The 24,732-nt window shown below is 73.4% G+C and carries 16 protein-coding genes; 7 read left to right on the forward strand and 9 right to left on the reverse strand.

What is annotated here, in order from left to right; genetic code table 11:
• Positions 1-262 precede the first annotated feature (262 nt).
• Both ABT053_RS18485 and ABT053_RS18490 read left to right on the forward strand, forming a co-directional pair.
• A complete protein-coding gene (locus ABT053_RS18485; protein WP_350970276.1) occupies positions 263-1,594 on the forward strand; it encodes a sensor histidine kinase in 1,332 nt (443 codons plus the stop codon).
• 28 nt (positions 1,595-1,622) lie between these two features.
• Positions 1,623-2,498, forward strand: a complete 876-nt coding sequence (locus ABT053_RS18490) for a helix-turn-helix domain-containing protein (protein ID WP_350970277.1) — start codon at positions 1,623-1,625, stop codon at positions 2,496-2,498.
• An 86-nt stretch (positions 2,499-2,584) separates the two neighbouring features.
• On the opposite strand, the gene ABT053_RS18495 is transcribed toward ABT053_RS18490, so the two are convergent.
• The 5 genes from ABT053_RS18495 to ABT053_RS18515 all read right to left on the reverse strand — a co-directional run bounded on the left by ABT053_RS18495 (position 2,585) and on the right by ABT053_RS18515 (position 8,103).
• Positions 2,585-3,463 carry an ABC transporter ATP-binding protein gene (locus tag ABT053_RS18495; protein ID WP_350970279.1) on the reverse strand — a complete coding sequence of 293 codons (879 nt, stop codon included), beginning with the start codon at positions 3,461-3,463 and terminating at the stop codon, positions 2,585-2,587.
• Positions 3,442-4,494, reverse strand: a complete 1,053-nt coding sequence (locus ABT053_RS18500; RefSeq protein WP_350970280.1) for a FecCD family ABC transporter permease — start codon at positions 4,492-4,494, stop codon at positions 3,442-3,444. The genes ABT053_RS18495 and ABT053_RS18500 overlap by 22 nt, the downstream gene beginning before the upstream one ends.
• Before the next feature lie 115 nt (positions 4,495-4,609).
• On the reverse strand, positions 4,610-5,656 hold the full coding sequence (locus tag ABT053_RS18505) for a FecCD family ABC transporter permease (protein ID WP_350970281.1): 1,047 nt from the start codon (positions 5,654-5,656) through the stop codon (positions 4,610-4,612).
• Between the two features lie 15 nt (positions 5,657-5,671).
• Complete coding sequence (locus tag ABT053_RS18510) at positions 5,672-6,724, reverse strand: iron-siderophore ABC transporter substrate-binding protein (RefSeq protein ID WP_350970282.1); 1,053 nt, start codon at positions 6,722-6,724, stop codon at positions 5,672-5,674.
• 407 nt (positions 6,725-7,131) lie between these two features.
• On the reverse strand, positions 7,132-8,103 hold the full coding sequence (locus tag ABT053_RS18515) for a GlxA family transcriptional regulator (protein WP_350970283.1): 972 nt from the start codon (positions 8,101-8,103) through the stop codon (positions 7,132-7,134).
• Positions 8,104-8,175: 72 nt separating this feature from the next.
• Here ABT053_RS18515 and ABT053_RS18520 point away from each other — a divergent pair, with 72 nt between their 5' ends.
• The 3 genes from ABT053_RS18520 to ABT053_RS18530 all read left to right on the forward strand — a co-directional run bounded on the left by ABT053_RS18520 (position 8,176) and on the right by ABT053_RS18530 (position 11,219).
• The gene (locus tag ABT053_RS18520; RefSeq protein WP_350970284.1) at positions 8,176-9,381 is read left to right on the forward strand and encodes an MFS transporter; all 1,206 of its coding nucleotides are present in this window, start codon (positions 8,176-8,178) and stop codon (positions 9,379-9,381) included.
• A gap of 91 nt (positions 9,382-9,472) precedes the next feature.
• Positions 9,473-10,243, forward strand: a complete 771-nt coding sequence (locus ABT053_RS18525; protein ID WP_350970285.1) for a DUF899 family protein — start codon at positions 9,473-9,475, stop codon at positions 10,241-10,243.
• A gap of 442 nt (positions 10,244-10,685) precedes the next feature.
• Positions 10,686-11,219, forward strand: a complete 534-nt coding sequence (locus ABT053_RS18530) for a hypothetical protein (protein ID WP_350970286.1) — start codon at positions 10,686-10,688, stop codon at positions 11,217-11,219.
• A 309-nt stretch (positions 11,220-11,528) separates the two neighbouring features.
• Here ABT053_RS18530 and ABT053_RS18535 read toward each other — a convergent pair whose 3' ends face one another.
• A complete protein-coding gene (locus ABT053_RS18535) occupies positions 11,529-15,443 on the reverse strand; it encodes an nSTAND1 domain-containing NTPase (RefSeq protein ID WP_350970287.1) in 3,915 nt (1,304 codons plus the stop codon).
• Positions 15,444-15,768: 325 nt separating this feature from the next.
• On the opposite strand from ABT053_RS18535, the gene ABT053_RS18540 reads away from it, so the two are divergent.
• A complete protein-coding gene (locus tag ABT053_RS18540; RefSeq protein WP_350970289.1) occupies positions 15,769-16,824 on the forward strand; it encodes a glycosyltransferase in 1,056 nt (351 codons plus the stop codon).
• Positions 16,825-16,836: 12 nt separating this feature from the next.
• On the opposite strand, the gene ABT053_RS18545 is transcribed toward ABT053_RS18540, so the two are convergent.
• Positions 16,837-17,892: a phosphotransferase gene (locus ABT053_RS18545; RefSeq protein ID WP_350970290.1), complete on the reverse strand. Its 1,056-nt coding sequence runs from the start codon at positions 17,890-17,892 to the stop codon at positions 16,837-16,839.
• A 296-nt stretch (positions 17,893-18,188) separates the two neighbouring features.
• Here ABT053_RS18545 and ABT053_RS18550 point away from each other — a divergent pair, with 296 nt between their 5' ends.
• A complete protein-coding gene (locus tag ABT053_RS18550) occupies positions 18,189-18,626 on the forward strand; it encodes an ATP-binding protein (RefSeq protein ID WP_350970323.1) in 438 nt (145 codons plus the stop codon).
• Positions 18,627-18,672: 46 nt separating this feature from the next.
• Here ABT053_RS18550 and ABT053_RS18555 read toward each other — a convergent pair whose 3' ends face one another.
• Together ABT053_RS18555 and ABT053_RS18560 are read right to left on the reverse strand one after the other, a co-directional pair.
• Positions 18,673-22,209, reverse strand: coding sequence for a condensation domain-containing protein (locus ABT053_RS18555; RefSeq protein ID WP_350970291.1), 3,537 nt, complete (start codon positions 22,207-22,209; stop codon positions 18,673-18,675).
• Positions 22,206-24,671 (reverse strand): non-ribosomal peptide synthetase, encoded by a 2,466-nt coding sequence (locus ABT053_RS18560; RefSeq protein ID WP_350970292.1) that lies wholly within the window; start codon positions 24,669-24,671, stop codon positions 22,206-22,208. The genes ABT053_RS18555 and ABT053_RS18560 overlap by 4 nt, the downstream gene beginning before the upstream one ends.
• Positions 24,672-24,732 lie beyond the last annotated feature (61 nt).

A 24,732-nucleotide genomic window follows, 5' to 3' on the forward strand; every position in this document is an offset into this window, starting at 1 on the left:
ACGACCTCCTCCGGACGGCCTCAACGCCACACCGACGCCCCCTTCGCACTGTCTCGCCACCACGCCGACGCCTCCTCCGTACGGCCTCGCCACCACCCCGGCACCCCCTCCGCACGGCCTCGCCACCACGCCGACGCCTTCTCCGCACGGCCTCGCCACCACGCCGACGCCTTCTTCGTACGACCTCGCCGCCGTCTCGATCCGAACGCGATCATCCGTCCGCGTCCCACCGACCGCAGACCCACGTCACGCCGGAGAGATCATGACCGTCATCCGCCGTCCCCGATCCATCCGCGGGCGTTGCGCCGCGGCCACGTCCCTTCTGGTGCTGATCGCCCTGACCCTGCTCGGCGTGAGCGTCTGCCTGTGCGTCCGCCATGCCCTGGGCTCCGGCGCCTATCCCCAGGCCGCCCAGGTGACCGCCCCGGGCATTCCCGGCCTGCTCCGAGAGCACCGGCTCGAATGCCTCGTCGCCGTCCTCGTCCCGACCCTGGCCGCCGGCACTGGCCTGACCACCTGGTGGGTCCTCGGCCGCGCGCTGCGTTCCGTCCAGGCCATCCGCGCCCATCTGGAGAAGGTGACCGTGAACGATCTCGGCCGCCGCATGCGGGTCCCGCCGGGAGACGACGAGATCGCCGAGCTGGCCCGTACCACCAACCAGACCCTCGCCCGCCTCGACGAGGCCGTCGCCCGGCAGCGCCGCTTCGTCGCCACCACCTCGCACGAGCTGCGCAACCCGATCACCGGGTTGCGCGCCGAGCTCGAGGACGCCCTCGACCATCCCGAGGACACCGACCCCCGCCGTACCCTGCGCACGGCCCTGGGCATCGCCGACCGCCTCGACACCATCATCACCGACCTGCTCGCCCAGGCCCGCACGGACGCCGCCGGCCCCACCGGCACCGCCCCCGGGCACGAGCTCATCGACCTCACCGAACTCGTCACCCAGGAGGCCGCCCGTACGAACAGGACGCGCGCCCACACAGGTGGCACCGTCGACGCGGAGCACGCCGCCCGCGCCGGCCGGTCGAACGGCGCGCCCGCCGGTGGATCGGCCGGTATGCGGGCGGGCGGGTCCGGCAACGCCCCCCGGGACATCCCGGTCCGGCTGCACACCCGGGGCGACGTGTGGGTCTGCGGGTCGCGCATCCAGGTCATCCGCGCCCTCGCCAACCTGCTCGGCAACGCCCGCAGGCACGCGGCCACCGCGGTCGACCTCACCCTCACCACCGCCCACGGCCAGGCCGTCATCGCCGTCACCGACGACGGCCCCGGCATTCCCCCCGGCGACCGCGGGCGCGTCTTCGAACGCTTCACCCGTCTCGACGACGCGCGGCGCCTCGACAACGGCGGCAGCGGCCTCGGCCTCGCCATCACCCGCGACATCGCCCACCGGCACCGCGGCAGCCTCACCCTGGAGGACTCCCCCGAAGGCAGCCGCTTCGTCCTGCGCATCCCGCGCCTCGACCCTCCGGCCGTCTTCCTCCACGAACCCGTACGGCCCGGAAAAAGGCGGCCGGACCACCTCGCGGAAGGCGACGGCCCCGGGGCGAAAGCCGCGACCGGCGGCCGAAGAAGCGTCACCCTGGGCTAATCAGACAATGCGGACATATAGTGATTAAATGGACAACGGTCAACGCAACCTGCTCGGCGAGTTCCTGCGCGCCCGGCGCGAAGCCACCAGTCCAGCACAGGTGGGCTTCCTGCACTCCCCCTCCTCCCGCACCCCCGGGCTGCGGCGCGAGGAGGTCGCCATGCTCTCCGGCGTCAGCGCCTCCTACTACATCCGGCTGGAACAGGGACGCGAGCGCAACCCCTCCTCCCAGGTGCTGAGCGCCCTGGCGCGGGTGTTACGCCTGGACCCCGAGGCCACCGGTTACCTCTACTCGCTCGCCCACCCCGGGGTCCGCCCCCGGGTCGAGACCGGCGCCGTGGAGCGGGTCGCTCCCAGCCTGCTCCGGCTCATCCACCTCTGCCCGGACGCTCCCGCGATGGTGATCGGCCGGCGCCTGGACATCCTGGCCGTCAACCCGATGATCGAGGCCCTGTACGAGGGCATGACCAACATCGACAACTGCCTGCGCATGATCTACCTCGATCCGCGAGCGGCCGATTTCTACCCCGACTGGGAGAAGGCCGCCCGCTCCAAGACCGCGCAGCTGCGCTCCGCCGTGGCGGCCGACCCCGACGACCCGTACCTGGACGGGCTGGTGGAGGAGCTCACCGCCCGCAGCGAGGAGTTCCGCCGGATCTGGGCCCGCCACGAGGTGCGGACGCGCGTCAACGAGGCCAAGGAGCTGCGCCACCCGACGCTGGGCGATCTCACCTTCTCCTGGGAGGTGCTCTCCGTCGGCGGCACCGGCCAGAAGTTCGTCGCCCTGGCGGCCGAACCGGGGAGCGACTCCGAACGGGCGTTGAGGAAACTGGCCGGCATGGTCGCCCTCCGGACCACTCGTCAGCCCGCGACGGAGACCGTACGGCCGACGATCCGGCTGTAGCGGCACACCCGGGTCAGCCCCGGACAGAACTCCTCAACGCTCGACCCCGCCCCCCACGGTTACCGCTCCGTGGCGTCGAAGGCCGGTCACCCCGGGACGTTCTCCGGCGCGCTCGTGCTCGGGTCGCCGGTGGGGAACCGGGCGTGCGGCACCACCATCGGGGTGAGGGTGCGCGGGTCGGGCACGACGTCGCAGGCCAGCCCGAACACGTCCTCGACGAGCCGCGAGGTCAGGACCTCCGGCGGCGGGCCCTGCGCGACCACCCGCCCGTCCTTCATCACGACCAGGTGGGAGGCGAAGCGGGCGGCCTGGTTGAGGTCGTGGAGCACGGCGACGACGGTCCGGCCGTCCCGGTGCAGCTCGTGGCAGAGCTCCAGCAGCTCGTACTGGTGGGCGATGTCGAGGAAGGTGGTCGGCTCGTCGAGCAGCAGCGTGCCCGTCTCCTGGGCGAGGACCATGGCGATCCACGCCCGCTGCCGCTGGCCGCCGGACAGCTCGCTCACCCGCGCCTCCGCGAGGTCGCGCAGGCCGGTGCGTTCGAGGGCGAGGCCGATCGAGACGTCGTCCTCCGGCGACCACTGGCGGAGCAGCGTGTGGTGCGGGTAGCGGCCACGCCGTACGAGACCCCGCACGCTGATCCCCTCGGGCGCGATCGGGTTCTGCGGCAGGAACGCCACGTGGCGGGCGGCCTCCCTGCCTCGATAGGACCGGAGGTCGCGCCCGTGCAGCAGCACGGTCCCGCTGTCGGGCCTCAGCGTCCGGGCCAGCGCCTTGAGCAGGGTCGACTTGCCGCACCCGTTCGGCCCGATGATCATGGTGAGCCCGCCGTGCGGGATGTCGAGGCTGACGTCGCGCACGACGGGGGCGCCGCCGTAGGAGAGCGTCACCTCCCGCGCGGCCAGCCCTGTCTCGCGTGGTGTCTCACGTGGTGTCGCCCGGGTGCTCACAGGGTTCCCCTTCTCCATTCGCGGACCAGCAGGTATCCGAGGTAGAGGCCGCCGAGGGCCAGGGTGTGGATGCCGACGGGCAGGCTGACGGGTACCGGCACCTGCTGCGCGGCGAGATCCGCGAGCACCAGCAGCAGCGTGCCCATCAGCGCGGCGAGCGTCAGGTGCGGGCCGGGCCCGCCGGTGACCCGCCTGGCGACCTGCGGGGCGGTCAGGGCGATGAACGCGACCGGTCCCGCGACGGCGACGGCGCCCGCGGACAGGACGATCGACAGCGTCACGGCACCGGCCCTCGTACCCCGGGGACCTGCGCCGAGCCCGCCGGAGACCTCGTCGCCCATCTCGGCGACGACGAGACGCCGCGAGAGGAGCGCGACGAACGGCGCCACGAAGAGCAGGACCGCCCAGATCGTGGCGGCGTGCTCCCACGACCGCGCCGCCAGGCTGCCGTTGAGGTAGGCGGTGAGCACGCTGGCCCTGTCCCGTTCGACGGCGTAGACGACGTACTGGGTGAACGCCGTGGCGATCGCGGAGACGCCGATCCCGGCGACGATGAGACGCCCCGGGTCGCGGAACCCGGTCCCGGTCGAGACGTACACCAGCGCCATCGCGAGCGCGGCGCCGCCGAGGGCGCCCGCGGGGGCGGGCAGCACCCCGGGCAGGAGCAGCGCGACGGCCGCGGCGCCCGAACCGGCGCCGGCGGCGAGCCCGATCACGTCCGGGCTGCCGAGCGGGTTGCGGGTGACGGTCTGGAACAGCGCGCCCGACAGGCCGAGCGCGGCTCCGGTACCGGCGGCCACGACCAGGCGCGGCCCGCGCAGGCGCTCCAGCACGAACTCCTGCTTGCCGTCGGCCTCCCCGGTGAGCGCGCCCGCGAGGTCGGCGAGGGGGATGCCGAGCCGGCCGAGCGACAGGGTGGCGACGGCGGCCACGGCGACGAGCGCGACCGTGACGGCCGCGGTGACGAGGGAGGCGCGCGCGACCGGGATCGCCACCGCGGGCCCGAGCGTGACGAAGCCGCGCGGCGCGGCGGCGCGGGTCCGTGTCATACGGTCCCCCTCGTCACGCGTGCGACGCGGGCCCATGTCATACGGCCTCCGGTCACACGTGCGGCGCGGGCCCGTGTCACAGGCCCTCTCATCGTGCGTGCGGCGCGGGCCCGTGTCATACGGTCCCCCTCATCATGCGTACGGCGATCAGCAGCGCCGGTGCCCCGATGAACGCGGTCACGACGCCGACCATCAGCTCCTGCGGGCGCAGGACCAGGCGGCCGGCGACGTCCGCCAGGAGCAGCAGGGCGGGACCGGCCAGGGCGGAGAAGGCGAGCTGCGCGCGGAAGTCGACCCCGACGAGCGCCCTGACGATGTGCGGCACGGCCAGGCCGACGAAGGCGATGGGGCCGACCGCCGCGGTCGCCGCGGTGCTCAGCAGGATCGCGGCGAGGAGCCCGCCCGAACGCGTCAGGGCGGGGTTCGCGCCGAGCGCCGAGGCGGACTCGTCGCCGAGCGCGAGCGTGTTGAGGCCGGAGCCCAGCGCCGCCGCGAGGAGGAGACCGAGCACGGCCGGCGGGAGGACCGAGACGAGGACGTCGAAGTCCCTTCCCCCCAGGGCGCCGACCACCCAGTAGCGGTAGCTGTCGAAGACCTTCGGCATGCTCAGGGTCACCGCCTGGACGTACGCCATCAGCACCGCCGAGACGACCGCGCCGGCGAGGACGAGCCGCACGAGGCCGCCGCCGGAGCCCGCCGACCCGAGGACGTGGACGACGAGCCCGGCCAGGAGCGCCCCGGGCAGCGCCCACCACACGGCGGCCGAGTGGCCCGACGCGCCGAGGAAGGCCGTGGCCGTGACGATGGCGGCGGCCGCCCCGCCGGTGATCCCGAACAGCCCGGGGTCGGCGAGGGGGTTGCGGGTGACGCCCTGCAGGAGCGTGCCCGCGACGGCGAGGCAGAGCCCGGCGAGCAGGCCGAGGGCGGTACGCGGGTAGCGGCTCTCGACGACCGCGGTGGTGTTGGGGTCCGCGACGCCGGAGAGGACGTCCATGACGTCGGTGAGGGAGTTGGGGTGGCTGCCGAACGCGACGCTCGCGAACACGGCCAGCGCGAGCACGGCGAGGGTGACGGCCAGGACGGTCAGGAGGTACACCCGCCGGGCGGCGCCCGCGCCCGGAGGCGCGGCGGTGCCCGGCGGGACGCGGATGTCGGTGGTCATCGAGGCTGACCGGGCCTACTTGTCGAGGGCGGCGACGGCCTTGTCGATCAGCGGCAGGTAGCGGTCGATCACCCACGGCACGGTGAGCGGGTTGACGAGCGAGGAGCCGGTGACGAAGGAGGTGTCGTCGCTCGCCACGACCGAGCCGCGCTTGATCGCCGGGATCGCCCCGTACAGCTTCTGCGCCTCGATCTCGGTGCGGGTCTTGTCGTCCGAGTAGAACGTGAAGATCAGGTCGCTGCCGGCGAGCTTCTGGGCGTTCTCCAGGCCGATGAGGGAGGAGTCGGTGCCCTTGGTCTCCTCGAAGGTGTTCACCACCGGGTCGACGGTGAGCCCGAGGGAGGAGACCATCGCGACGCGCTGCTCGCCGGGCTTGAACACGCCGAGGGTGCCGGGGCCCGAGGTGTAGGTGTAGGAGAAGGTGACGCCTTTGTACTGGGGACGGCTCGCGACGGCGTCGGCGAAGCGCTGCTTGATCTGCTCGATCAGCTTCTCGCCCTCGTCGGGCTTGCCCAGCGCCCGGGAGATGATGTCGATCTGCTGGTCCCAGTCGGTGCTCCACGGCAGGTCCGGGTAGGCCACGGTCGGGGCGATGTCCGAGAGGATGTCGTACTGCTCCTGCGTGACTCCCGACCACGGGGCCAGGATCACGTCCGGGTCGAGCTCGACGATCGTGTCGAAGTCGAGGTTGTCGGCGCCGGCGAACTGCTTCGGCAGCGTGCCGCCCGCCTTGGTCACCGCCTCGTGGATCCAGGGGAGGTAGCCGGTCTTGTCGCTGCCCCACGGGTAGCTCTCGATCCCCACCGGCGTGTGGCCGAGCGCGATCGCGGTCTCGGTGGACCCCTGCCCGAGGGTGACGACGCGCTCAGGCTGCTCGGTGATCGTCGCCTGGCCGAGCGTGCTGTCGATCGTCACCGGGAACGCTCCGGCCGCGGCCTTCGCCGGTGCGGCGGCGGGCTCCTCCTTCGTCTCCGTCGCCGCCGAGCAGGCGCCGAGGGCGAGGACGAGCGCGGTCGCCGCGGAGAGGGTGAGCGCGTGGCGGCGCGCGCGGGTGAGCGTGAACGGCATGGTGTTCCTTGCGTTTCATGGACCGCGGGGTCGCGTCCCGCCTTCGCGGGGAGGGGCGGGGAGGGGCGAAACCCGATATCGAGCCGGATCAAAAGGCTGCTTAGGTAACAGCCATAACTGGGGTAACTTAGGGAAGCCTAAGCTAATCGTCACCCAACTTTCAACCGCCCCCCATGTCGCGGCCGTGTTCCCGGGAGTCGCGGAAGATCCGCACGAGATTCGATACGAGGATTCGATCAACGCCGGTGAGACGCCGGGGGGCACGGCGCGCGGCGGTACGCCGAAGCCGGGCCGGGCCGGGAGGTGACCCGATGGACGGGTTCGGAACCAGCGGACTCGTCGGCGCCGGAGACGCGACGGAACCCCGTCCGGGACCTTCAGCGTGAAAGGACCTCGGAGGAAGGACCTCAGCGGAAGGAACGACGGTAGGCGGCCGGGGTGGTGCGCAGGGCGTTGTGGAAGCGGCGGCGCAGGTTGACCGCCGAGGAGAGGCCGACGCGGGTGGCGATGGTCTCGACGGGCAGGTCGGTCTCCTCCAGCAGGGCACGCGTGGCGGCCAGGCGGCGTTCCAGCAGCCATCGGGCGGGCGGGACACCGAGCTGGTCGGCGAACTGGCGGGTGAGGGTACGGGGGGAGACGCCCGAGCGGGCGGCCATGTCCTCGACGGTGATCTGGTCGTGCAGGCGCGAGATGAGCCATTCGAGCAGGGGTGCCAGGGAGTCCGGCATGGGGCCGGTGGTGGGGAGGGGAGGGTACTGGCGCTGGCAGCCCTCGCGGTGCGGACCGGCGGCGAGCTGGCGGCCGATGCGCATGGCGTGGGCCGCGCCGTGCTCCCGGAGGACCTGGTGAAGACAGAGGTCGAGGGTGGCGGCCGAGGCTCCGGCGGTGGCGACGTCGCCGTGGTCGACGTAGATGACGGTGTCGTCGGGGATGACGCGGGGGTGGCGGGCGGCGAGTTCGCCGGAGAGTTCCCAGTGGACGGAGGCGCGGCGGCCGTCCAGGAGGCCCAGGGCGGCGGGGACGAAGATCCCGGCCCAGACGGCGACGATGCGGGCGCCTCTGGCGTGGGCTCGGGACACCGCGTGGAGTACGGCGGGCGAGGGGGTGCGGGACCAGCTCGCGATGATCACGGTGTCGGCGTCGTCGAGGGCCTCGAGGCCGCGGTCCACCTGGATGGGGACGCCGAGGGTGGTGGGGAGGGAGCCGGGATGTTCGGCGCACTGGCTGAAACTGTAGTACCGGGGGATGTCGGGGCCGTGGTAGCCGAAGACGGCCGAGGCGGAGGTGACCGGGTAGAGCTCCTGGTCCGGGGCGACCAGGGCGACCACGCGATGCGGGCCGGGGTGCGCCGGGGGCGTTTCCGGGCAGTCCAGAGGCATGGCGTAAATGTACCTAATGATGTCACCTAGGACACCAGTGCTCTGATCTGGAAAAATCAAGAATTGGGGCCCATGTGGACGAGGAACTTCACCCTCTACTTCGGGGCCCGCACGATCTCGCTGCTCGGTGACGCGATGATGCCCGTCGCCTCGGCGCTGGCGATCGGGAGGGTCCACGGGATCGCGGGCGTCGGCTACGTGCTCGCGATCTGGACCGCGTCGGCCGTGCTGGTCATGTTGTTCGGCGGGGTCGTCGCCGACCGGATCGGCGCCCGGCGCCTGATGATCGGCGCGGACGTGGTCAGGGTCGTCACCCAGGGGGTCGTCGCCGTCGCCTTCCTGGACGGCACTCCGCCGTACGCCCTGTTGCTGGTGACGGCGTTCTTCTCGGGCATGGCCGCCGGAATGTTCGAACCGGGCGTCAACGGCATGGTCTCCCTGGTCGCCGAGGACCCGCAGCGGGCCAACGCGACGCTGAAGATCGCCGAGGCGGTCACCCATCTGGCGGGTCCCGCGCTGGCCGGGGTCCTCGTCGTCGTCGCCGGGCCGGTCTTCGTCTACACGGTGGACGCCGCGACGTTCCTGGTCAGCGGGGTGTGCCTGCTGCTGGTCCGGGTCGCCGTGCCCAGGCCGGAGCCCTCCGACGTGCTGAGCGACCTGCGCAGGGGCTGGGAGGAGTTCAGGGCCAGGAGCTGGATGTGGTCGGTCATCCTGGTCTGGGTGTTCTGGGGCGTTCTGGTGATCGGGCCGTACGTGCCGCTGTCGTCGCAGATCATCGGGGCCGACTACGGCTGGGTGATGGCGGCGCTCGGCCTCGGCACCGTGCTGGGCGGGCTGGTGGCGATCAGGCTCAGGCCGCGCAGGCCGCTGGTGTCCGGGGCGGTGGCGCTGAGCGGGTACGTGGCGGTGCCGCTGACGGTCGCGCTCGGGCTGCCGCTGCCGGCGCTGATGGCCGGTCACCTGCTCGGGGGGTGCGCGTTGGCGTTCTGGTCGGTGATGTGGTCGACCAGCGTGCAGACGCAGATCGCGCCGGACGTGGTGAACCGGGTCAACGCCTACCAGGTGGCCGGGTCGGTCGCGGGCATGGCGGCCGGGCAGGCGCTGGCCGGTCCGGTCACCGCGCTGGTCGAGCCGCGCACCTTCCTGCTGGGGTCGGCGCTGGTGACGGTCGGCGTGGTGGCCGCGCTGCTGTCGATCAGGCCGGTCAGGCGGCTGGGCCGGGAGCCTCGGGAGGCCGGAGGCCCGTCGATCCCGGTCCCGGCCGGCGTGCCGGCGTAGCCGTTCGTCCGCGGCCGAACGCGCTGGAGAAGCGGCTCCACGATCGGCCGATGGGTTGTCCCGCACTCCCCACCTGGACTAGACAGGTCGCATGACAGAGACACCGGCAGCCGGACACCCCCTTCCGCAGGTCGCCGACCGGCGGACCTGGCAGGCGAGGATCGACGAACTCCGGGTCAAGGAGAAGGCCCACACCAGGGCCGGGGACGCGCTGGCCGCCGAACGCCGCCGGCTGCCGATGGTCGAGGTCGATCCGCGCACCCCGCTGACCGGAGCCGACGGCCCGGTGCCGTTGATCGACGTCTTCGGCGGCCGGTCCCAGCTGATCGCCTACTTCCAGATGTGGCACACCGGCAGTCCCGCGGCGGAGCAGTGCGAGGGCTGCACCTTCTCCACGACCCACATCAACGAGCTGTCCTACCTGCACTCGCGGGACGTCGGCTACGCGACCTTCTGCCAGGGACCGTACGAGGAGAGCTCGCGCTACCGCGACTTCATGGGCTGGACGATTCCCTGGTACTCGGTGCCGGAGGACTCCGTGGACCGGCTGGTCGCCAACCGGCACTTCGGCATCCTGGTCACCTATCTCCGCGACGACGACAAGGTCTACGAGACCTACTGGACCACCGGCCGCGGCAACGAGCCGATGGCACCGTCGTACGGGCTGCTGGATCTGACCGTCCACGGCCGGAAGGAGTTCTGGGAGGACTCGCCGGAGGGCTGGCCACAGCACTGGGACGCCCGAGGCGGCCAGTTCCGAACGGACGGCCGCCCGACCGCCCAGTGGTCGCGGATCAAGGCCGGACGCGACGACGATCTCGGCCCCTCGTCCGAGGACCACCACCGGCCGCACTGCCACTGAGCGGGCATCCGGGAACTCGGGGCACATCACCTCCCGCCTCGCGCGCTCCCGGCACCTGACGTGCCACCCGCGACGCCGCCGCACCGCGTGGCAATACCGTGTTCGGCACACAGGCCCAGCAGGAGCGTTCCCCACGACGGCTCGCGCCCGGCGGCGGCGCCCAGCCCGCCCCGCGGCACCCGGTCGGCGACGTTCTCCCCGGCGCCCGGCATCCTCCGGTGGCCCGTCCCGGGGTGCGGCCCGGCCGGACCCGCGGCGAGGTGATCACCACGGCGGGATCCCGCCTGGTCTCCGGTGGTGAGCGGCGTGTGGCCCAGGTCGTGGGGCGTGTACGGGGCTGTACGGATAGTTCGGGCCCCCCTTTCCGGTGACCCGTACGGCTCGTGAGTGTGAGCTCACCGCCGTCGGCACAGGGCCTGGCGGCACCACGGAAAGGAACCCGATGTCCAAGCTTTTCGGGACCGGGAGGATCACCCCCGCTCTGACGGCCCTCGCCGTCGCGCTCACCCTGACGGGGACGGCCGTCGGCGCCGTCGCCAGCTCCCAGAACGGCACCCAGACCAGCGCCCAGTTCTTCACCGGGGAGAGCACCCCGTGGACCATCAACACGGTCGCCACGTGGTCGAACGTCCCGACCGCCGTGACGAGCGTCACGGTGCCCGCGGGCACCACCCGGTTCGTCGACGCCCGGTTCACCGCCGAGTCCATCTGCGTCGGTGACCCGGCCGGCTGGTGCTCGGTGCGGATCGTGGCCGTCAACTCCGCGGGGACGACCGTGGAGCTCAACCCCGTCACGAGCACCGACTACCGGTTCGACACTCCCGGCGGGGCCGAGGAGGCGCACTCCCTGGAGCGGTTCTCCCCGTCGCTGGGCCCCGGCACCTACACCGTGCGGGCGCAGGCGCTGCGGATGGCCGGCATCAGCCAGTTCACCCTGGACGACCTCTCCTTCGCCGTGGGCCTGGTCAACCCCTGACCTTCCTCTCCCCCGCCGCCGGGCCGGGTGACCGCTGTAAGCGGCGCCGGGCCCGGCGGCTCCGCGCGCGGGCCCGGCGTCTCGCACCCGGCGGCCCCAACGCCGGGCTTGACGACCCCGCGCCCGGCTTCGCATCAGGTCCCGCGCCCGGCTTCGCGTCGGGCCCCGCGCCCGGCTTCACGTCAGGCTCCGCACGTGGCTTCGCGTCAGGCCCCGCACGTGGCGTGGCGATCCCGCGCGTGGCGTGGCGATCCCGCGCGTGGCGTGGCGATCCCGCGCGTGGCCGGGGCGGGCGCGGGCCGGCCGGGGTCAGCGGCACGGTGGCCGGTGGTCGAGGTCCGGCAGGTACCGCCTCCACTCCGCCTCGGCGATGGGCGCGTCGGCGAGCGAGCAGACCCGCCGGGAGACCCTGCCGGGGTCGGTCTCCCAGAGGCGGGCGGTGGCGTCGTTGCCGCCGGTGGCGAGGGTGTGCCCGTCGGAGCCGAACGCGACGGCCAGCACGCCGTCGGTGTGGGCGGTCAGCGTCGCGGTCCAGGCGGCCCGCCGGGGCCGGGTGGTGTCCCACAGCCGCACGGTGTGGTCGGTGCCCGCGGTGGCGAGGGTCCGCCCGTCCGGGCCGAACGCGACCGCGTTGACGCGGCTGGTGTGCCCGTTCAGCGTGGTCAGGGCGGCGGGCTTGCGCGGGTCGCGCAGGTCCCACAGGCGGGTGGTGTGGTCGTCGCCCGCGGTGGCGAGGGTCCGCCCGTCCGGGCCGAACGCGACCGCGTTGACACTGTTGGAATGGGCTCCGATCGTCGCGAGCGGGGCCGGCCGGCGCGGGTCGCGCACGTCCCACAGGCGGGTGGTGCGGTCGTCGCCCGCGGTGGCGAGGATCCGCCCGCCGGGAGCGAACGCGGCCGCGTTGACCAGGTCGGTGTGCCCGCGCAGGGTGGCGGCGTGCCGTGGCCGGCGGACGTCGGTGACGTCCCACACCCCGACGTCCAAGTCCTCGCCGAAGGTGGCGAGGGTCGTGCCGTCCGGGCTGAACGCCAGGCCGTACAGGTCCCCGGCCTTCAGGTCCAGGGCCGAGAGCGGGGCCGGACGGCCGGGCCGGGTGACGTCCCACAGGCGCAGGGTGTCGTCGAGGCCGACGGTGGCGAGCACGGGCGCCCCCGGCCGGAACGCCACCCCGGTCACCCCGTCGGTGTGGCCGGTCAGGGTCGCCGACAGCCGGGGCCGGTGCGGGTCCGCGACGTCCCACAGGCGGGCGGTGCGGTGGCTGCCGGTGGCCAGCAGTCGCCGGTCGGGTGTGAACGCCAACGCGCTGACCTGGCCGTGGTGCCCGGTCAGGATCGGCTGCCGCAGGTCCCACAGCCGTACGCTGGTGTCCGCCCCGCCGCTGACGACGGTGCCGCCGCGCGGGTCGACGGCCACCGTGTAGACGATGCCCGCGTGCCCCGCCAGCGTCACCGGCGTGCCGGCCCGGCGCGGGTCGCGGACGTCCCAGGTCCGTACGCTCAGGTCGTAGCTGCCGCTGACGAGGGTGTGCCCGTCGCGGTCGAAGGCCAGCGCGACGACGCCGCCGCCGTGCCCGGTCAGCGTGGACAGCGGGCGCGCCGCCTCCGGGTCGCGCACGTCCCACAGGCGGACGGTGTTGTCGAAACCGCCGGTGGCCAGCACCCGGCCGCCGGGACCGAACACCGCGGAGAGCACCCGGTCGGTGTGGCCGCGCAGGTCGGGCAGGCGCCGCGGGCGGGCGGGGTCGGCGACGTCCCACAACCGGACCGGGTTGTCGGAGCCCGTGGCGGCCAGGGTCCGGCCGTCCGGGCTGAAGGCCACGTCGGAGGCGCCTTTCGGGAAACCCCGCAGGACGGCGGCCGGTACGGGCGCACGGGGGTCGGAGACGTCCCACAGCCGGACGGTGCGGTCGTAGCTCGCCGTGGCGAGGACCCGCCCGCCTCGGCCGAACGCCGCGCCGATGACGCCCGCGCTGTGGCCGGTGAGCGTCGCCAGCGCCGCCGGGCGCCGGGGGTCGGCGACGTCCCACAGCCGGGCGGTGTGGTCGTCGCCGGCGGTAGCCAGGATCTTCCCGTCCGGGCCGAACTCCGCCGAGGTGACGCCGGCGCCGTGGCCGGTCAGCGTGGCCAGGGGCGCGGGCCGCCGCGCGCCGCCGGTCCGCCACAGCCGGACCGTCCGGTCCATGCCCGCGGTGACCAGCAGGCTCCCGTCCGGGCTGAATCGGGCGGCGTAGACCGCGCTGGTGTGCGCGGTCAGCCGGGTGGCGTACGGGGCGGCGTAGGTGCTCAGCAACGCGCCGCGCGACTCGGGGATGGGCGCCAGACGGTACGCGGCCAGGCTCAGCTGCGCCGAGAGGGCCGGGTCGGCCGGGCGCAGCGCGGTGGCCTCGTTGGCGACCTTCCCGGCCAGGGCGGTGTCGCGCTGCGTCCGCAGGGTCTGCTCGCCGCGGACCGCGACGACGACGGCGGCGGTCGTGAGCAGCAGCAGCGCGGTCAGGCCCGCGACGAGCCGCCGCAGGCGCCGGGCCCGACGCCGGGCGGCCCGCTGCTCGGCGAGCTCGCGCGCGGCGGAGGCCTCCAGGAACTCGCGGGCCACCGGGCCGGGGGCGGCGTGCGGACCGGCGGTCTGCGCCCACTCCCGCGCCACCGCGAGCCGGGTCCCCCGATACAGCGCGCCCGCGTCGCGGTGCTCGCGATCCCAGGCCACGGCCGCCTCGTTGAGCCGGCGTCCGGTGAGCAGGCCGGCGCGGTCGACCTCCAGCCAGCCGCGCAGCAGCGGCCACGCGGTGAGCAGCGCCTCGTGGCTGATGCCGACCGTCTCGGCGTCGCGGGTGACCAGCCGCTGCTCGACGAAGCGCCCGATGACGTCGGTCACCTGCCCGGCCGGGTCGCCGCACTCGGCGAGCAGGTCGGCGGTGGGCACCCGGCGCCGGGTGTCCACCGTGCCGGGCGAGACGTGCACCAGGCTGAGGAACAGCCGCCGCGCCAGGTGGCGCCGGGGCTCGTCGAGAGCGTCGTAGACCGCGTCGGCGCTGGTCGCCACCGCGCGGTCGACCCCTCCGACGGCACGGTAGTCGGCGACCGTCAGCCGCCGGTCCCGGCTGTGCTGCCAGGTGGCGTACAGCGCGTGGGACAGCAGCGGAAGCGCGCCGGCCGCGTGCTCGGGGGCGTCCCGGTCGTCTCCGCCGCGCGGGGCGACCTCGCCGACCAGCAGTTCGACCAGGCCCTCCTCGACCTCGACCCCCGCCTTGCGGGCGGGTTCGACGATCGCGCGGCGCAGCTCGGCCGCGCTCATCGGCCCCACGGTGAGCTGGTCGGCCCGCACCGCCGCGACCAGTTCGGGGTGGCGCAGCGCCGGGGCGTAGAAGTCCGCGCGCAGTCCGATGACGACGCGGACCGCGCCCCGCCCGGCCGCCGCGCACAGCGCGGTCACGAAGGCGCGCCGCTCCGCGTCGTCGGCGCACGTGGTGAACAGCTCCTCGAACTGGTCCACGACCAGCAGCAGGCGGGACGGCTCCCCGGCCGCGGCGTACGCGGCGGCGCACTCCGGATCGGCGCGCAGCCGGGTGGCCACGTCGCCCGCGGGCAGGCCGGCCGCGGCGGCCAGCCGGTCGGCGAGCTCGTCGCACGGGCGCGCGCCTGGGGTGAACAGTGCCACCGACCAGCCGGGGCCGAGCAGCCCGTCGTGCCGCACCGCGTGGACCAGCCCGGCGCGCAGCAGCGACGACTTGCCCGATCCGGAGACCCCGACGACGACCTGGACGCCCGCGGCGTCCGCGGCGGTGGCGGCGCCCGCGTCGGCGGCGGCGGCCAGGCGGTCGACCAGGTCGCGGGTGAGCGCCTCGCGCCCGAAGAACCACTCCGCGTGCTCGGGCTCGAAACCGGCCAGGCCCCGGTACGGCTCCGGGCCGGCGGGCCGACGGCCCGGCGTGCGCCTGACCCGCTGCCAGGCCGACAGCCACCGCGCGACCAGCGCCGGATCGTCGACCCCGCAGGACTCCAGGACCCGTACCAGCAGTTCGCGCGAGGAGGTGGAGGGCAGTCCCCGCCCGGCGAACCAGTCACCGATCGTGCTGTGGTTGCGGAAGGTGTCGGATCTGGCCGCGACCTGGCGGACCGTCAGCCCGGCGCGCAGCCGCAGCAGCGTGAGCTCGCGGGCGAAGTCCTCCCGCGCCCCGATCCGTTCCGGATCCGGCGCTTCCGTTTCCGGCGAACCTGGCACGGGCACGGCGGCGTCCTCTCTCGGTCTCGCCCGGATGCCCCCGACGGCATGTCACACGGAAACGCGCCCTCAATGTAAACACCGCCCGAAGTTCGCGCAATCGCCCTGCCGGCACCTCGGCAAGGCCTTCGCCCTCCCCGCCGAACACGGTGAGGCGGCCTCCCCCGCGCGGGAAGGCCGCCTCGTCAGCGGTGTCCGGTCAGGAGAGCAGCTTCGAGATCCTGGTCTCCGGTTCCACCACGGCACGGGTGAGCGTTCGCTCATCTCTGGTGGCGTGGGACGGAATGTCGCCATAGCGAGACAGCACACCGATCCATCGAGGAGAGACACCATGACCCTCCCGACCGGCACGGTCATTTTCGCCTGGCGACGTATTCCGCCCCCGTTCCTGATCGGTGGCGCCGAGGTCTCCCAGCAGCTCCTCGCCGAGGAGTTTGCCGACGCCGGATGGCGCACCATTTACCTGGCCTCCCACGAACCTCCGTGGGGTACGACATCGCAGCTGCCGTCGATGCTGCGTCACCTGACCGGCATGGCCACTCCTGTCGAGCATCGGGAACACTCGGCCGAACTGCGTTACAGGTGGAACGGCGTCGACGTGCGAGTGGTGCCGCAGGCCCGGCTCTCCACCGCGCTGCGGGCGGCCATCGACGAGTTCACGCCCGACCTGCTGATCACCTCTCAGGAGAGATCAGCGGATCTGGCCGCCGCCGCCCGCTCGCGGACGACCGTCGCCGGGTGGCTGCACTCGGTCTCCAGAACCGGGCTGCATGTCTTGGACGGCAAACCGCACTACGCGCTGGCCACTTCCCGGTTCGTGCTCTCACGCACTCCGCCGTCCCAGGCCGCGGTGCTGTTCTACCCGCCGTTCCGCCACTTCGCCGGTCCCTCTGTCAGCCGTGACGGAGATCTGCTCATGGTCAACCCGGTGCCCGCCAAGGGCGCCGAGCTGACGCACCGGCTCGCTGAGCTTCTGCCCGACCGGCACTTCACGCTGGTTACGGGCTGGTGGGACACCGCCGACGAATTCGCCCGCCACCCCAACGTCACCTACCTGCCCCGCACCTACGACATGAACGACCTGTACAGCCGACACCGGTTGCTGCTCGTCCCGAGTGTCGTTGAGGACGCCTTTCCCCGGGTCATCGTCGAAGCCGCTCTGGCCGGGCTGCTCGCTGTGGGCTCATCCCGAGGTGGCATCCCCGAAGCGATCGGTGATCGGGCTCGGATCGCCCCTCCCCACGACCATGGCACCTGGACGTCCCTCATCCGTCTGCTCACCTCAGCCCATTTGAACGCCATCTCCGACCAGGCGCGGCTCCGGGCCATGCCGATGACCCGCTCCTGCCTGCCCGAGCTTGCCGCGGCCGGAATCATCCCGCCGTAGCCGGTGCCGTGCTCAAGGGTGGGTGGTGAACGCGGCCCGCACCTGGTCGCGGTGAGCGCTCCACCAGTGCAGCAGCCGCTCGCCCGACACCCACAGCCGGTCAGGCCCGTGATCACCCTTGTCGTAGTGCCATTGCAGCTGCCAGAAGTCGGTCATGCGCTTCCACCACAGCCGCTCGACGCCGTCCACCAGATCCTCGTCGGCGATGGACACCACGCTCCGGTACCCGGCGGTGAACGCCGACACCCGCTCCAGGTCCGATCGGCCGTCGTCGACGGTGAACTGCACCTGGGCGGTACGGACGACCTCCTCGGCGTAGGGGCGAACGGCAAGCCGGTCCCAGTCGAGCACCGCCGTGACCTTCCCGGCGTCCCAGAGCACGTTGAGCGGCTGGAAGTCCCCGTGGGTCCAGCCCAACGGCCCTCTCTGTACCTCGCCCACGGGGCGCTGCGCGGCATGGGCGGCGATCAGCGTCTTGCGCCGCTCCAGCGCCTCGGCGGCGGCGATGTCGAACGGCTCCGGTCCTTCCAACCCGGCGATCACGCGCAGGAACCGGTCGGCTTCGGCTGTCGCGGCCTCCGGCGAAGTCACCTTCGCTCCGGGTCGCTCGGCCGCCGACTCCAGGCCCGTACCGGGCGCGGCCAGCTCGCGGTGGATCCGCCCGAGGAGCACCCCGAGATCGGCTGCTTCTCCCACGTCCAGATCGGTGCCGGCGCGATGACTTCCGGCGGCCCAGGGCAACAGGCAGTAGCTGCGGCCGTCGATCTCGGCCACGGTGTCCGCGGACGCGGTGAGGTGCGGGGCGCAGACCGGTAGGCCGCCGACCGCGAGCACCTGCAGGACGTTGAGACTGCGGCGGGCCTTCGGCACCGGCACGTCAACGATCTCCTTGAGGGCGAACACACCCTCTGAGGTCTCCAGGCGCCAGTTGCGGTTCATCATCCCCGAGGGCAGGAACACCACCTCGAGGACGCGCCCCAGGCCGAACGCCTTCACAACCTGTTCTAGCTCGCTGTCGGTAATCCTGCCCCGTACGGGCACCCGTTCCCGAGCGGCCTCATCAGTCACGTCCAGGAGGCTACGGCATCACCATGAGCCTGTCCGGCGCGTTCCTGTCGTGGCGCCGAGAGCCCCGGGAAACGACCAGGCACCGACCATCGCGGCCACCATCTTCGCCCGGCACACCGAACGAGCACAGGACGGATCCCACTATTCCGTCCCCGTCAGGTTTTCTACCGCTCATGGCTACCAACTATGAGCGGAGTGTGATCATGCGGCCATTCGGTGACGTCCCCCTGAGTGCTGATGAAGACCTGACCTCATCAAGGGATCGCGAATGCACCGGCGGAGAAATCCGCACGTTGGTGAAGGTCCTGGCGCCCGGCTCCGCCTCGCGCCGCGCTCGCGCCGTCGTCCGCGAGGTGCTTGGGGACGCAGGTCTGCCCATCGACGACATCGACTCCGCCGAGCTCATCGTGGCGGAACTGGCCGCCAACGCCGAGCGGCACGCCCGCCCGCCGTACGAGCTGCGGATCCACAGCCTGGACGGCATCCCCACCTGGTGCGAGATCGTCGACAGTGACCCGGATCCGCATGAGGTCGGCATCATCCTCAATCTGCTGCGCTCAGTGACGGAGATCGGTCTGCCGCTGCTCGCCGAGAACGGGCGCGGCCTGCTGCTGGCCCACCGGCTCTCGCGCGGCTACTGCCATGTCCGTCCCACCACGGTCGGCACCACCGGCACCACCGGCAAGGCCGTCGCCTTCGCCCTCCCGTCCCCCGGACCCCGCCGAACGTGGTGAGGCGACCTCCCCCGCGCGGGGAGGCCGCCTCGTCAGCGGTGTCCGGTCAGGAGAGCAGCTTCGAGATCCTGGTCTCCGGTTCCACCACGGCACGGGTGAGCAGCGCCGCCACCCGGTCCAGGCGTTCCTCGACCTCTTTTCGGTCCCACAGCTCGACGGCGTACTCCAGGTCGAGCACGACCAGTTCCCCCGCCATCCCGGCGTACATCTCCAGCTCGTAGCGGTTGGCCCTGGTGTGCACGTAGTCGAACCCGACCTCGCACCCGGCCAGCTCGGGGATCGCGGGCCCGTCGCCCGCCCAGTCGGACGTCACCTGGAACAGCGGCATCCGGCGCGGATCCGGGTGGATCCTCAACGCCCGCACCACCTCGTTGAACGGGGTGCTCTGGTGGGCGTACGCCTCCAGCACGGTCCTGCGGACCCGCCCGGCCAGCTCGGCGAAGGTGGGGTCGCCGCCGCAGTCGACGCGCAGCGCCACCATGTTGACGAAGCAGCCGACCACGCCCTCCAGGCCGGGCAGCGGCCGGTTGTCGGCGGTGGTGCCGATCACCACGTCGTCCTGGCCGCTCCACTGCGCCAGCATCGCCGCGAACGCGGCCGTCACCAGCATGTAGGGCGTCGCCCTGCTCTGCCGGGCCAGCGCGAGCAGCCGCCGCGACTCCGCGTGCGGCAGGCGATGGGCGATCATCTCGGTGTCGCGGCCCTCGCGGCGCCCGTCGCGCGTCCTGGGCAGGACCAGTTCGGGCGCCTCGCGCAGCCGCTCGCGCCAGAACCGTTCCGACGCGGCCGCCTCGGGCCCGCCGAGCCAGGCCTGCTCCCAGGCCACGTAGTCGGCGAAGCGCAGGTGCGGCGCGGCGGGCGCGGCGTCCCGCTCGGAGTACAGGCGGCCCAGCTCGCCCACGAGCAGCCCGATGGACACGCCGTCGGTGACCAGGTGGTGCTGGACGAGCGCGAGGACGTGGTCGTCCTCGCCGAGCCGGTAGAGGGTGGCCCGCACGAGCGGCGCGGTGGACAGGTCGAAGCCGGTGTCGGCGTCGCGGGCGGTGCGGCGGGCCGCCTCCTCCGCCCGTTCGTCCTCGGGCAGGCCGGTGAGGTCGTCGACGGGCAGCTCCACGCGTACGCCGGGGTCGAAGCGCAGCACCGGCACGTCGCCGACGAGCGCCACCCGGGCGCGCAGGTTCTCGTGCCGCGCGACGAGCGCGTCGAACGCGCCGCGCAGGGCGTCCACGTCGAGCGGGCCGCGCACCCGGTAGGTGACGGCGGCGATGAAGTCGCGGGCGTCGCCGCCCGCGAGCTGCTCGTTGATCCAGATCTGCAGCTGCGCGGTGGACAGCGCGCTGGTGTCGGGCTCCTCGCCGCCGCGCTCGATCTCCCTCTCGGGAGCCGTACGGCCCGCGCGACCGGCGCGGCCCGCGTCGCCGAGCGTGTGCTCCAGCGCGGGGTGCTTGGCCGCCATGTAGTCGGCCAGGTCGGCGGGGGTGCAGTTCTCGAACAGGGCCATCAGCGGTACGCGTACGGCGAGCACGGAGGCGATCTCGCGCACCAGCCGGGCCGCCAGCATCGAGTGGCCGCCCAGGGCGAAGAAGTCGTCGTCGGGCTCCACCTCGTCGAGGTTCATGACGCGCGCCCAGATGACGCAGAGCGCCGCCTCCAGGGCGGGCAGCTCGGTCCGCTCGTCGCGCTCGCCCGCGTCGGGCAGCCGGGCGGTCTCGACGCGGCCGTCGTCGGCACGCGGGATGCGGTCCACCGGCACGATGACGGCGGGCACCATGTACTGCGGCAGCCGCTCGACGAGGGTGGCGCGCAGCGCGTCGGGGGGCGGCCCGGCGACGGTGTAGGCGACCAGCTCGCGGCCCGCGCCGCCCTCGACCGCGACGACGGCGGCGTCCCGCACGGAGGGATGGGCGCGCAGGACCTCCTCGACGTCCTCCAGCTGCACCTGGAACGGGCCGATGCCGACCAGCCGGTCCTCGCGTCCGCGCTCGACCACCCGCCCGTCGGGCCTGCGGGTGGCGAGGCGGCCGGTGGGACCGGCCCCCGTGGAACGGTGGACCAGCTGGCCGACGGCTCCGGCGGGCAGCACGTTGCCGTCGTGGTCGAGCACGGTCACGTCGCCCTGGGTGAGGGTGACCCACTCCTCCGGGGTGATCATCGGGATGTCCGCCAGGGTCTGGGCGGGGTCGTCGGCGACCGCCCGCAGCACCCGGTCGTAGTGGCGCATCACGCGGGCGACCGTGGCCTCGTCGAAGAGGGCGTCGTCGTACTCGACGAAGAGGTCGACCCGGTCGCCCCGGCGCACGGCCTCGACCGCGACGTCGAAGCGGGACCGGCCGCGCGTCACCTCGACCTCGGCGGCGGGCACGCCGCCGATGGAGCGCTCGGCCGCCCCGGCGTCCCACATGGTGAAGACGACCTGCACGAGCGGGGTGTGCCCGGCGTCGCGCTCGGGCTGCAGGAACTCCACGAGCTTCTCGAAGGGAACGTACTGGTGGTCGAAGGCGTCGAAGGCCGCCTCGCTGACCGCGTCGGCCAGGTCGGTGAAGGGGAGCTCGCCCGCCGGGCGCAGCCGTACGGGCACGATGTTGGCGAAGAAGCCGAGCGCGCCGTCGAACTCGCGCCCGGGGCGGCCGGGGGCGCCGGTGCCGAGCACCATGTCGCCGCGCCCCGTGTAGCGGTAGAGGGTGGCGGCGAAGGCGGCCAGCAGCACGGTGAAGACGGTGCCGCCGACCCGCTCGGCGACCTCGCCGAGCGGGCCCGTCAGGGCGGGGTCGAGCGGGAAGCGCTCGCGCCTGCCCGCGCTGGCCCGGCGGCGCGGCCGGAGCCGGTCGGCGGGCAGTTCCAGCACGGTCGGCGCGCCGTCGAGCTCGCGCCGCCAGTGGTCGACGTCGGCGGCGAGCCGGCCCCCGGCGAACTGCTCGCGCTGCCAGCGAGCGAAGTCGCCGTACTGGGCGGGCGGCTCGGCTGACACCCCGGCCGGTGCCTCACCCGGCGACCCGATCGGTGCCTCGCCCGGCGACCCAGCCTGTGACTCACCCGGCGCCCCGGCCGGTGACTCGCCATGTGACCCGCTCCGGGTCTCACCGGGAGATCCGCCCTGCGAACCGCCGGGGAGTTCGTCCCGGTAGGCGGCGTCCAGCTCGTCCAGCAGCAGGTTCATCGAGAACCCGTCGCTGATGATGTGGTGGACGCCGAGCACGAGCGCCTGCCGGTCCGCGCCGAGCGTGACGAGCGAGGCGCGCAGCAGCGGTCCCGAGGCGAGGTCGTAGGGGGCCTCGGCGACCTCGCGGGCGTACTCCATGAGCGCCTGCTCGCCGCCGACGGCCGCCTCGCGCAGCACGGGACCCCGGTCCCAGACCGCCTGCACCGGCTCCGAGCCCTGGTAGACGAAGGTGGTGCGCAGCACGTCGTGCCGCGCGACCACCCGCTCCAGCGCCCGCCCGAGCCTGGCGGCGTCGAGCGTGCCGTCCAGGACGAGCACCTTCAGCTCGTTGTACGAGCCGTTGCCCGGATCGTCCTGCTCGACGAACCAGAGCTGCTCCTGGAGGTAGGACAGCGGTGCGGTGCGGACGGGCAGACCGGTCACGAGGGTCCCTCCGTCTTTCTCGCGATCACCCAGAGGAAGCGCGACTCCCCGAGCGGTGTCCGCTGCGCCACGACCTCCTCGCGCTCGGGGACCAGGCCCTTCTCGCGCAGCAGGCGCAGGTTCTCCTCGGTGGGGAAGCCGGAGAAGAACATCGTCGAGCCGAACCACTCCTCCACCGCGCCGGGGATGTCCTCGGTCATGAGCGTGGCCAGCAGCAGCCCGCCCGGCTTCAGCCAGCGGGCGATGTCGCGCAGCAGGCCGGGCAGCTCCTCCCTCGGCAGGTGGGTGAGGGTGTAGATGGACACGACGGCGTCGAAGGAGGCGTCGGGGAACTCCGCCTCGGCCATGTCGGCCTGGACGAGCGTCGCGCCCGGCAGGGTCTTCTCGGCGAGCTTGAGCTGCTCGGCGGAGATGTCCACGGCGGTGAGGTCGTGCGCCTCGGACAGGCGGCGCGACGACTCGTGGCCGCCGCCGACGCCCAGCTCCAGCACGGCCGAGCCCTCGGCGGGCAGCATGCCGAGCAGGTGGTCGGTCCAGGTCATGCGGGGGCCGTCGGAGAACTCCGACTGGAAGGCGGCGTAGCGGTCGGCGATGTCGTCCCAGCCCTCGCGGACGATGTCCTTGATGTCGGAACGGACCTCGGAGTCGACGGCGTCGGCGACCCCGGCGATGGTGGGCCGGTCGAAGAACTCGACGACCGGGACCTCGATGCCGAAGATCGTGCGTACCTTGCCGAGGAGCTGGATGACCTGGATGCTGGTGCCGCCCAGCTCGAAGAAGTGGTCGTGCGGGCCGAGGGAGTCGACGCCGAGCAGCGGTTTAACGATCTCCTCGGCGACCCTGCGCCGGGTCGGCGTCCACTCGCCGTCGTCGGTCTCGGCGGCCGGGCCGGTGTGCTCTCCTCCAGCCGCCCTGGCCCCCCTTGCCTCGGCCAGGGCGTCGCGGTCGACCTTGCCCGCCGAGGTGAGCGGGATCTCGGGCACGTGGACGAACTCGTTGGGCACCAGCGGCGCCGTCAGCCACCGGGCCGCGGTCTCGCGCAGCTCGGTCACGCCGGGCGCCTCCTCCGCGGTGGAGACGACGTAGGCGATCAGGCGGGCGTCGCCGTCGTCGCGCGCCTCCGCCTCGACCACCGCGTGCGCGATGTCGGGGTGCCTGCAGAGGGTCGCCTCGATCTCCTCCAGCTCGACGCGGACGCCGCGCACCTTGACCTGGCGGTCGGCCCGCCCGGCGAAGACCAGCTCGCCCTCGGGGGTCCAGCGCACCAGGTCGCCGGTGCGGTAGAGCCGCTCACCGGGCGCGGTGGCGAACGGGTCGGGGACGAAGGAGGCCGCGCTCGTGCCGGGAAGACCCAGGTAGCCGCGTCCGAGGCCGGGGCCGCCGACGTACAGCTCGCCGACCGTGCCGATCGGCACCGGGCGCATCTCCTCGTCCAGCGCGTACGCCCGGTGGTTGGGCATGGCGCGGCCGATGGGCGGCGAGGTGTCCCAGTGCCCCTCGCACTCCTGGGTGATGACGCCGACGGTCGTCTCGGTGGGCCCGTAGCTGTTGACGAACCTGCGCCCGGCCGCCCAGCGGGTGGTGAACTCGCCCGAGTAGCTCTCGCCGCCGACGGCGATGACCCGCAGGTCGGGGAAGTCGCCGGGCTCCAGCAGCCTCAGCACCCCGGGGGTGCCCATGTAGACGGAGATGCGGCGCTCGCGCAGCAGGTCGCGGAAGCGCTCGGAGGAGGTGCGGGTCTCGGTGGAGGCGACGTGCAGGGCGGCTCCCGACAGCAGCGCTCCGAAGGCGTCGAAGGTGGAGACGTCGAAGGCGATCGAGGAGAACTGCACGAAGCGGTCCCGGGGCGAGAGCCCGTACAGGTGCTGGGCGCCCCGGACGAACGCGGTGACCGCGCGGTGCTCGATGAGCACGCCCTTGGGCGTCCCCGTGCTGCCCGAGGTGTACATGACGTAGGCGAGGTTGGCCGGGTGCAGCGGCACCCCGGGGTCGCTCTCGTCGCTTCCGGGGTGGTCGTCGACGTTCACCACGCACCACGGGCCCGGCGGCACCTCGGCCTCGGTGGTGGAGTCGGCGAGCACCACGGCGGTCCCGGCGTCGCGCAGGATCGCCTCGACCCGCTCGGGCGGGTTGCCCTCGTCGACCGGCACGTACGCGCCCCCGGCGGCCAGCGTCCCGAACATGGACACGACCGTGCCGGCCGAGCGGCGCTGGTAGATGGCGCAGCGGTCCTCGCGGCGCAGGCCGAGACCGAGCAGGTGCCCGGCGAGGCGGTTGGCGGCGCGGCGTACCTCGTCGTAGGTGAGGGTCGTGCCCTCCTCGTCCGTCAGCGCGGTGGCGTCGGGGGAGCTCGCGACCTGGGCGGCGAACCGTTCGACGACGGTCGCCGGCTCGTCGGCCAGCTCGGTGCGGTTCCATTCCTCGACGACCAGGCGCGCGTCGTGCTCCTGGATCGTGTCCATCGGCTCCTCCTTAGGGGACCGTCCTCGGGGCCGTTCGTCGGCGGGCCCGCGGGTCAGGATC

The organism is Streptosporangium sp. NPDC002524, assembly GCF_040295985.1.
Classification (GTDB): Bacteria; Actinomycetota; Actinomycetes; order Streptosporangiales; family Streptosporangiaceae; genus Streptosporangium.

Coding starts and splice junctions, on each gene's coding strand:
- ABT053_RS18485 (WP_350970276.1), top strand. CDS start 263: ATGACCGTCATCCGCCGTCCCCGATCCATCCGCGGGCGTTGCGCCGCG.
- ABT053_RS18490 (WP_350970277.1), top strand. CDS start 1,623: ATGGACAACGGTCAACGCAACCTGCTCGGCGAGTTCCTGCGCGCCCGG.
- ABT053_RS18495 (WP_350970279.1), bottom strand. CDS start 3,463: ATGGAGAAGGGGAACCCTGTGAGCACCCGGGCGACACCACGTGAGACA.
- ABT053_RS18500 (WP_350970280.1), bottom strand. CDS start 4,494: ATGACACGGACCCGCGCCGCCGCGCCGCGCGGCTTCGTCACGCTCGGG.
- ABT053_RS18505 (WP_350970281.1), bottom strand. CDS start 5,656: ATGACCACCGACATCCGCGTCCCGCCGGGCACCGCCGCGCCTCCGGGC.
- ABT053_RS18510 (WP_350970282.1), bottom strand. CDS start 6,724: ATGCCGTTCACGCTCACCCGCGCGCGCCGCCACGCGCTCACCCTCTCC.
- ABT053_RS18515 (WP_350970283.1), bottom strand. CDS start 8,103: ATGCCTCTGGACTGCCCGGAAACGCCCCCGGCGCACCCCGGCCCGCAT.
- ABT053_RS18520 (WP_350970284.1), top strand. CDS start 8,176: ATGTGGACGAGGAACTTCACCCTCTACTTCGGGGCCCGCACGATCTCG.
- ABT053_RS18525 (WP_350970285.1), top strand. CDS start 9,473: ATGACAGAGACACCGGCAGCCGGACACCCCCTTCCGCAGGTCGCCGAC.
- ABT053_RS18530 (WP_350970286.1), top strand. CDS start 10,686: ATGTCCAAGCTTTTCGGGACCGGGAGGATCACCCCCGCTCTGACGGCC.
- ABT053_RS18540 (WP_350970289.1), top strand. CDS start 15,769: ATGACCCTCCCGACCGGCACGGTCATTTTCGCCTGGCGACGTATTCCG.
- ABT053_RS18560 (WP_350970292.1), bottom strand. CDS start 24,671: ATGGACACGATCCAGGAGCACGACGCGCGCCTGGTCGTCGAGGAATGG.